An 8425-nucleotide genomic window follows, 5' to 3' on the forward strand; every position below is an offset into this window, starting at 1 on the left:
GACTGCTCGAACATCACCGCGGTGCGCAGCACGGTGTCCACGGCGGCGACCGCGCAGGAGGCGATGACCGTGCGGCTGAGCTGGAAGGAGCGCAGCGCGGTGGCGACGCCGGTGCCCTCCGGGCCGAGCAGGGCGCTCGCCGGTACGGGACAGCCGTCGAACTCGATCCCGGCGAACCGGCAGCCGCGCAGGCCGACGGCGACCCGGCGCGGCAGCAGCGCGGCGCCCGGGGCGGGCAAGGCGTCCGGGCGCAGCAGCAGCGCCGAGTGGCTGCGGCTGCCGGTGGTCTCGCCGGTACGGCAGAACAGCACCAGGGCGCGGGCCCGTTCCAGGTTGTTGATCAACGGCTTGACGCCGTTCAGCAGCAGGCCGTCAGCGGTGCGCCGGGCCGTGACGCCGCTGCGCACATAGTCGTTGCTGTGGGCGGTCTCGTGCTGGGCGATGGCTGCCTTCTGCCCGTCGAGCAGCAGCCGGGCGAGCCAGGCCCGCTGTTCCTCCGTGCCGGCCAGCCACACGTCGGAGGCGGCCATCCAGCTCATCATGCCGTAGCCCATGGCGAGCCCGACGTCCCGTCGGAACACCGGCCGCATCACGGCCACCAGGTCCTCGTACGAGTCCAGCCGGCCGCCGAGTCCGACCGGCACGAACTCGGCCGGCATGCCCAGGGAGTCGAGCAACTCCTCGCCCCCGTGGAACCGTTCGGCCAGCCGGTCGGCAGCGAGCAGCGCGGCGTACCCGTAGGGGTTGGCCGGGTCGGCGGGATCCCCGAGCGCCGACTCGACGCGTGCGGCACGGACCCGGCCCGGCTCGGCGCTCACCGGCGTGGCCCGGAGCGGACCGGAGCCGACGCCCGGCGGGGACGCGCCGTCGGCCACCGTGGGCGCCGTGCTCACCACCGGCCGCCCCCACCGGCCGGCGCGGGCAGCAGGAGATCCTCGCCGAGGGCGGTCCGGCGGGCGCCCACCAGCTGGTGGACCGCCGGGTCCAGGACCTGGTGCAGGGCCGGCAGCTCACCGGCGAGGAACAGCCGCCGGGTCTCGGCACGGCGCACCTTGCCGCTGGTGGTGCGGGGCACCGCACCGGGGCCGACCAGCAGCACGTTGGCGAGGGGGGCGTTGCAGCGGGCGCCGACGGCCTCTTGGACCAGCCGGACCAGCCGCTCGGTGCGTTCCTCGTCGTCGAGGCCGGCGCGGGACTCCAGGACCAGCGCGAGCTGCTCGCGACCGCCGGCGTCGACACAGAACGCGGCGGCGGCGCCGGGCCGCAGCGCGCCGGCCGCCTCCCGCACGGTCCACTCGACGTCCTGCGGATAGAGATTGCGGCCGTTGAGGATGATCAGCTCCTTGAGCCGGCCGGTGACGTACAGCCGGCCGTCGGCCAGGACACCGAGGTCGCCGGTGCGCAGGAAGCCGGTCTCGCCGTCGTCCAGGGTCGCCCGGAACGTCTCCTCGCTCTCCTCGGGGCGCTTCCAGTACCCCTGGGCGACGCTGTCGCCGCGCAGCCAGATCTCCCCGACCCGGCCGGCCGGCAGCTCCCGGCGCTGCTCGGGCTCGACGATCCGCACGTCGTAGCCGGTGACCGGCCCGCAGTCGACGAGTTCGCGTGCCGTGTCCGCGCCGGACGGCCCGGTCAGCCGCCCGTGCTCCAGCGCCTGAGCGTCCGCGGGACGGGTGGACCACGGCGCGCCGGGGGTGCCGCCGGAGACCAGCAGGGTGGCCTCGGCCAGTCCGTAGCAGGGATAGGCCGCGGTGGCGCGCAGCCCGGCGCCGGCGAAGTGCTCGGTGAAACGGCGCAGGGTGTGCGGGCGTACCGGCTCCGCACCGTTGAGCACCAGCCGCCAGCTGGAGAGGTCGAGGGTGGCGGCCTCCTCGGCGGAGACGCGGTCGACGCACAGGTCGTAGCAGAAGTTGGGGCCGCCGCCGACGGTCACGCCGTACTCGTCGATGGCACGCAGCCAGCGCATCGGCCGGCGGACGAACGCCTCGGGCGCCATGCACACGGACATGCCGCCCAGCCAGACGGGGTGCAGCAGATGGGCGATGAAGCCCATGTCGTGGTAGTGCGGCAGCCAGCCGCCGAAGCGGTCCCGCGCCGTGGTCCCCAGCACGTCCTGCAGGAGCCGCTGGTTGTCCATCAGGTTGCGGTGGGACACCATCACGCCGCGCGGCTCACGCACCGAACCCGAGGTGTACTGGAGGAAGGCCAGGTCGTCCGGGCGGGTGCGCACCGGGCGCCAGGCGTCCGCGTCGCCCAGCTCGGGCCGGTCGGTGGCCAGGCAGTCGACGCCGTCGCGCAGCGTATCGGCCAGCCAGCGGGAGACCTCGGGGGCGTTCGACGCCTCGGCGAGCACCAGCCGCGCGCCGGTGTCGTCCAGCATCGCCCGGACCCGGCCCGCCCGCCGACCGTGCCCGCCGGCGCCGTCCGGCAGCGGCGCAGGCACGGCCACCGCGCCCGCGTACAGGCAGCCGGCGTAGGCGCTGAGGAACTCCGCCGTGGAGGTGTACAGCAGCAGCACCGGCGTCCCGCCGGCCCGCCGTTCCTGGAGCATCGAGGCGATACGGCGGGCCCGCAGGTCCAGTTCGCCGTAGGACAGCCGCACCGGGAGCACCCCGGCCCCCCGGTGCCGCAGCTCGACATGCGCCTCGGCCTGCGGGCGCTCGGCACCGCGGGCACACAGCACGTCGGTGAAGGTGGCCGGTTCGGCGCTGGACAGGTTCGGCATCGCTCCCCCTTGCGACAGGGGCCACCGCGCACTCGTCCGCGGGCGGCCCTTTACCTGCCGAACATGCTCGAACAGTTCGCTAAAGAGACGCTTGCGGCGGTTGAAGCCGTGCGCGTCGGGGTGCGCGGTGCGGCGACGCGGTCGTCGTACGCCGTCAGATGGAATCCGGTCAGCCCCGTGAGCCGGGCGGTGCTCGTCCCGCTTCCGGACGTATGACGCAATACGGCACCAAACCCGCCATTTCGCAGGTCAGGTGCCGTGGGAGCAGAAGTGCCCGGAGCCGGACTTGAACCGGCACGCCCGCGAAGGGGCAGCGAGGTTTAAGCTCGCCGTGTCTGCATTCCACCATCCGGGCAGGCCATGGGCTCCGCTGCGAGGGTCCGAGCCTATCGGGACGCATCCCCCGAACAGCGGAACGTCGGAACGATGTTGTCTTATTTTATTGACGTCTGAGGGTGCATCAGACCACGGAACTCGCCATCCGCACTTGCCAGTAGCGTGACGTGACGCATGTGCACCTGTATGTGAAATGACGGAATTTCACCGTCTGAAGAAGGGCGCTCCCCCTGTTATCGGTGCCGGGGTCCCCTCCCCGGCCTCAGGGTCCGGGGTCCTCCCCAGGTATGACACGACACCCGCCCGGTCCGTCCCGAGTCGCCCCCGGGAACCGGAACAGCGGCTGACTTCCCGGGCCCCGGGCACCGGGACGATAGAGAAGTCCCCACGACCTATCGTCCCGAGGAGCACCGTCCCGTGACCACCACACCCACCGCAGGCACGGCCACCGCCGTGGCCGCCCGCGCCACGGAGCTGTCGAAGATCTACGGGCAGGGTGAGACCCGGGTGGTCGCCCTGGACCGGGTCTCCGTCGACTTCCGGCAGGCCGAGTTCACCGCGATCATGGGCCCCTCGGGTTCCGGCAAGTCCACCCTGATGCACTGCGTGGCCGGCCTCGACACCTTCTCCTCCGGCTCCGTGCGCATCGGCGACACCGAGCTGGGCTCGCTGAAGGACAAGCAGCTCACCAAGTTGCGCCGGGACAAGATCGGCTTCATCTTCCAGGCCTTCAACCTGCTGCCGACCCTGACCGCGCTGGAGAACATCACCCTCCCGATGGACATAGCCGGGCGCAAGCCCGACAAGGCCTGGCTGGACCAGGTCATCTCGATGGTGGGCCTGTCCGGACGGCTGAGCCACCGGCCGTCCCAGCTGTCCGGCGGCCAGCAGCAGCGCGTGGCCGTCGCCCGCGCCCTGGCCTCCAAGCCGGAGATCATCTTCGGTGACGAGCCGACCGGAAACCTCGACTCGCGATCCGGCGCCGAGGTCCTCGGCTTCCTGCGCAACTCCGTGCGCGAGCTGGGCCAGACGGTGGTCATGGTGACCCACGACCCGGTGGCCGCCGCCTACGCGGACCGCGTGATCTTCCTGGCCGACGGCCGGATCGTGGACGAGCTGTACGGCCCGACCGCCGACTCGGTCCTCGACACCATGAAGCAGTTCGACGCGAAGGGCCGGACCAGCTGATGTTCCGCACCGCCCTGCGCAACGTCCTCGCGCACAAGGCCCGGCTGCTGATGACGGTGCTCGCCGTCATGCTCGGCGTGGCCTTCGTCTCCGGGACGCTCGTCTTCACCAACACCATCTCCGACGCCTACCAGAACAGCTCCGCCAAGGGCTTCGATCACGTCGACGTCGCCGTCGTACCGAAGTACCAGGACTCCGAGGGCGACAAGGTCGGCAAGCTGGCGGACCTCACCCAGGCCACGCTCGACAAGGCCGCCAAGGTGCCCGGCGCCGCCTCCGCCACCGGGGTGGTCGGCGGCTTCACCGCCGTCGCGGACAGGCACGGCAAGCTCGCCGGCGGCAACTGGCAGTCCGCGGGCGGCAATTACTGGGGCACCAAGGACGCCCGGTACCCGCTGACCAGCGGCCACGCACCGCACGGTGCGAACGAGGTGCTGCTCGACGCCAAGACCGCCCAGCGGGCCGGCTACAAGGTCGGCGACACCGTGCGGCTCTCGGTCGACGGCCCCGTGCTCACCCCGACCGTCGCGGGCATCTTCACCACCGACGACGGCAACGTGACCGCGGGCGGCAGCCTCGCCCTGTTCGACACGCCGACCGCGCAGAAGCTGTTCGGCAAGCACGGCACCTACGACGAGATCGACGTCAAGGCGAAGCCGGGCACCGGCCAGGCCGCGCTCAAGGACGCGCTCGACGCGGCGCTGCCCGCGCACCAGGTGAAGACCACCACCGGCCGGCAGCTCGCCGACGACCAGGCGAAGACGATCGCCGCGTCGATGAGCGGCCTGAAGCAGGGCCTGCTGGTGTTCGCCGGGATCGCCCTGTTCGTCGGCACGTTCATCATCGCCAACACCTTCACCATGCTGGTCGCCCAGCGCACCAAGGAACTGGCCCTGATGCGCGCGGTCGGCGCCTCCCGCCGCCAGGTCACCCGCTCGGTGCTGATCGAGGCGTTCGTGGTCGGCGCGGTCGCCGGTGTGGCCGGTCTGGTCGCCGGTATCGGCATCGGCGCGGGCCTGCGCGCCCTGGTGGGATCCTTCGGCGCGAGCATGCCCGACGGGCCGCTCGTGATCAGCCCGGGGACCGTGGTGGCCGCCCTCGCGGTCGGCGTCCTCATCACCATGCTCGCCGCCTGGCTGCCCGGCCGCCGGGCCGCCAAGATCCCGCCGGTGGCGGCGATGAACAGCGTGCACGCCACGGCGACCACCAAGTCGCTGGTGCTGCGCAACACGATCGGCGCGCTGTTCACGGCGGCCGGTGCCGCGGTGATCGTCGCCGCCACCTCGATGGACGCCTCCTCCGGCGAGGCCCCGATGGGCCTGGGCGCCGTCCTGCTGATCATCGGCGTGTTCGTGCTGACCCCGCTGCTGTCCCGCCCGCTGATGGCGGCTCTCGCCCCGCTGCTGCGCGCGTTCGGTGTCTCGGGCAAGCTGGCCCGCCAGAACTCGGTGCGCAACCCGCGCCGTACAGCCGCCACCGCCTCCGCGCTGATGATCGGACTGACCCTGATCACCGGTATGACGGTGATGGCGGGCAGCCTCCAGTCGTCCATCGACAAGATGGCCGCCTCCGCGATCCGCGCCGACTACGTGGTCTCCATGGCGAACGGCTCGCCGCTCTCCCCGGACGTGGCGAAGAAGATCGCGGCCACCGACGGCGTGAGCGCCAGCAGCCCGCTGCGCAACGCCGAGACCCGCATCGACGGCACCACCGAGTACGTGACCGGTGTCGACGGCGCGTCCATCGCCGAGCTGACGGACCTGAAGGTCGACCGGGGCAGCTTCACGATCGGCGGCGACCGCGTCGTCGTGGACAAGGTCCGGGCCGAGGAGTACGGCTGGAAGACCGGCTCGCACTTCACCGCCCACTTCGAGGACGGCAAGGCGCAGACCCTGACGGTCGCCGGGATCTACGACGGCAACGACATGATCCGCGGCATCATGCTCGACAACAAGGTGCTCACCCCGCATCTGAGCAAGCCCACCGACATGCAGGTCATGGTCAAGACGGCGAACGGCGCCTCGACCGCGACCAAGGACCGGCTGACGAGCGCCCTGGGCGCCAACCCGGCGATCAAGATCCAGGACAAGAAGGACATCTCCAACGACATCGCGCAGATGTTCACCATGATGCTGAACATGGTCTACGGCCTGCTCGGCATGGCGGTGATCGTCGCGGTCCTCGGTGTCATCAACACCCTGGCGATGTCGGTGTTCGAGCGCTCCCAGGAGATCGGCATGCTCCGCGCGATCGGCCTGGACCGCCGGTCGGTCAAGCGGATGGTCCGCCTGGAGTCCCTGGTGATCTCGCTCTTCGGCGGTGTGCTCGGCATCGGTCTCGGCGTGTTCTTCGGCTGGGCGGCCGGTGAGCTGCTCGGCACCAAGATGCCCACCTACGAACTGGTCCTGCCCTGGGGCCGGCTGGTGCTCTTCCTGGCGCTGGCGGGCGTGGTCGGCATCCTGGCCGCCCTGTGGCCGGCCCGCCGCGCGGCCAGGCTGAACATGCTGACGGCCATCAAGGCCGAGTAGCGCCCGGCATCGGCAAGGGGCCCCGTTCCGTCACCGGAGCGGGGCCCCTTCGTCGTACCGCGGGGATCAAACCTGCCAGGTGCGGGTGCGCGGCGGCAGCACGGAGGCGCCCGAGGGCGGGGTGCGGACCGCGAGGACCTGGTTGATCCCGATGCGGTTGTGCTCGAAGGCGAGCGCGGAGGCGGCCATGTACAGCTGCCACACACGCGCCCGGCCGGGGCTGGTCAGCCGGACCGCGCGCTCCCAGTCGGCCTCCAGGTTGGTCACCCACTCGCGCAGGGTGCGGGCGTAGTGCTCGCGCAGCGCCTCCACGTCGCGCACCTCGAACCCGGCGCGCTCCAGCTGGGTGACGGTGGTGCCGATGGGGGCGAGTTCGCCGTCCGGGAAGACATAGGCGTCGATGAACTCGTCGACGCTGTAGGCCGTTTCGTCGGTCTGCGGGCGGCGGGCGATCTGGTGGTTCAGCAGCCGTCCGCCGGGCTTCAGCAGGCCGTACAGCTGACGCGCGTACTCCAGGTAGCGTTCGGCGCCCACATGCTCGGCCATGCCGATGGAGGAGATGGCGTCGAAGGGGCCGTCGGAGACGTCCCGGTAGTCCTGGACCCTGATCTCCACCTTGTCGGTCAGGCCCTCGTCCGCGATGCGCTTGCGGGCGTAGCCGGCCTGTTCCTGGGAGAGGGTGACGCCGACGACGCTCACGCCGTGCTCACGGGCCGCGTGCAGGGCCATGGAGCCCCAGCCGCAGCCGACGTCCAGCAGCCGCTGGCCCTCCTGGAGACCGAGCTTGCGGCAGACCAGTTCGAGCTTGTCGCGCTGGGCGGCCTCCAGGGTGGCGTCCTCGTCGAAGGTCTCCCAGTAGGCGCAGGAGTACACCATGGAGGGGCCGAGGACGAGCTCGTAGAAGTCGTTGCCGACGTCGTAGTGGTGGCTGATGGCCCGTCTGTCGCTGTGCCGGGTGTGCAGATGGCGGGGCCTGCGGACCTCCTCCTGCGGCGGTGCGGGCGGCAGCGGCGGCCCGGCGAGCTTCAGCAGCTCGCGGCCCGCGGCCCGGACGGCCGGGTCGCGCAGCGCCTGGAGGAGCGTACGGTCGTCGCCGTCGCGCTCCCAGATCAGTCCCGACATGGCGTCCAGCGCCGTGTACAGGTCGCCCTCGATGGCCAGGTCGCCGGAGACCCAGGCGCGGGCCAGGCCCAACTCCCCCGGTTTGAACAGAATGCGGCGCAGCGCGCGCCGGTTGCGCACGATGAGCGTGGGGGCGCCCGGGGGTCCGGCCTGTGATCCGTCCCAGGCCCGCAGCCGTACCGGGAGCGGAACCCCCAGTACCTGCTCGGCAAGACTGCTCAGCCGCGACGCGGCGTCTGCCATGACGCACACCTCCAAGACGAGATCCCGGATGCCGGATACCACGTAAACACCGCGGGGCCGTCCGCACAGTCCCGCGAAGGAGTTACGACTGGGCAAAATAGTTGCAGTAGCCACCTGGGTGGGCCGGGAGGGGCGGAGGAGCGGCCGGGAACGCCGAAGGACCTCCCGCACCACGGATGGCGGAAGGTCCTTCGGGTCGTGCGTCGAACAGCGGCTGACCTGGGGTCAGGAAGCCTTGGCCTCGGTCTTCGCGGCGGCGACCGGCGCCGGCTTGGCGGCCTCGTAG

At 71.6% G+C, this 8425-nt stretch carries 5 protein-coding genes and 1 tRNA gene; 2 read left to right on the forward strand and 4 right to left on the reverse strand.

What is annotated here, in order from left to right:
- The 3 genes from CCN72_RS21285 to CCN72_RS21295 form a co-directional block, all read right to left on the reverse strand.
- Window positions 1–893, reverse strand: an 893-nt coding sequence (locus tag CCN72_RS21285; RefSeq protein WP_143664158.1) for an acyl-CoA dehydrogenase family protein, incomplete at its 3' end; no start/stop codon positions are given.
- Entirely contained in the window at window positions 890–2722 is a 1833-nt protein-coding gene (locus CCN72_RS21290; protein WP_086808898.1) for a fatty acyl-AMP ligase, read from the reverse strand. The genes CCN72_RS21290 and CCN72_RS21285, both read right to left, overlap by 4 nt.
- 271 nt (window positions 2723–2993) lie before the next feature.
- Window positions 2994–3077, reverse strand: a tRNA-Leu gene (locus CCN72_RS21295).
- Window positions 3078–3475: 398 nt separating this feature from the next.
- Here CCN72_RS21295 and CCN72_RS21300 point away from each other — a divergent pair.
- A complete protein-coding gene (locus tag CCN72_RS21300) occupies window positions 3476–4246 on the forward strand; it encodes an ABC transporter ATP-binding protein (protein ID WP_037653710.1) in 771 nt (256 codons plus the stop codon).
- Window positions 4246–6774, forward strand: coding sequence for an ABC transporter permease (locus CCN72_RS21305; protein ID WP_086808899.1), 2529 nt, complete (start codon window positions 4246–4248; stop codon window positions 6772–6774). The genes CCN72_RS21300 and CCN72_RS21305 overlap by 1 nt, the downstream gene beginning before the upstream one ends.
- Before the next feature lie 66 nt (window positions 6775–6840).
- On the opposite strand, the gene CCN72_RS21310 is transcribed toward CCN72_RS21305, so the two are convergent.
- A complete protein-coding gene (locus CCN72_RS21310) occupies window positions 6841–8139 on the reverse strand; it encodes an SAM-dependent methyltransferase (RefSeq protein WP_086808900.1) in 1299 nt (432 codons plus the stop codon).
- Window positions 8140–8425 lie beyond the last annotated feature (286 nt).

Origin of the sequence: Streptomyces murinus (assembly GCF_002154555.1) — a bacterium.
In the GTDB taxonomy this organism is placed as follows: domain Bacteria; phylum Actinomycetota; class Actinomycetes; order Streptomycetales; family Streptomycetaceae; genus Streptomyces; species Streptomyces murinus.

Excerpts from the sequence above, each read along its gene's own strand:
- CCN72_RS21305 (WP_086808899.1), top strand. The coding sequence starts at position 4,246 with ATGTTCCGCACCGCCCTGCGCAACGTCCTCGCGCACAAGGCCCGGCTG.
- CCN72_RS21310 (WP_086808900.1), bottom strand. The coding sequence starts at position 8,139 with ATGGCAGACGCCGCGTCGCGGCTGAGCAGTCTTGCCGAGCAGGTACTG.
- CCN72_RS21290 (WP_086808898.1), bottom strand. The coding sequence starts at position 2,722 with ATGCCGAACCTGTCCAGCGCCGAACCGGCCACCTTCACCGACGTGCTG.